Annotated in this window: 1 rRNA gene; it reads left to right on the forward strand. The window is 45.6% G+C overall.

Going from position 1 to position 272, the window contains the following annotated elements:
- Positions 1–155 precede the first annotated feature (155 nt).
- Positions 156–271, forward strand: a 5S ribosomal RNA gene (gene rrf / locus HC728_RS19990).
- Position 272: the final 1 nt, after the last annotated feature.

The raw sequence follows: 272 nt of genomic DNA on the forward strand, positions 1-272 counted from the left end.
GTGTGTAAGTGCTGCGAGGCATTGAGCTAACTGATACTAATTGCCCGTGAGGCTTAACCATACAACACCCAAGGGGTTTTGAACGGATTTGAAGTTGCAAGAAACAAATTGAATGTGATTAAGAACACAATAAGCTTTCCGAATTAAAGAATTTGCTTGGCGACCATAGCATTATGGACCCACCTGATCCCATGCCGAACTCAGAAGTGAAACGTAATAGCGCCGATGGTAGTGTGGGGTTTCCCCATGTGAGAGTAGGACATCGCCAGGCT

This window comes from Aliivibrio sp. S10_S31, assembly GCF_014694495.1.
GTDB lineage: Bacteria > Pseudomonadota > Gammaproteobacteria > Enterobacterales > Vibrionaceae > Aliivibrio > Aliivibrio fischeri.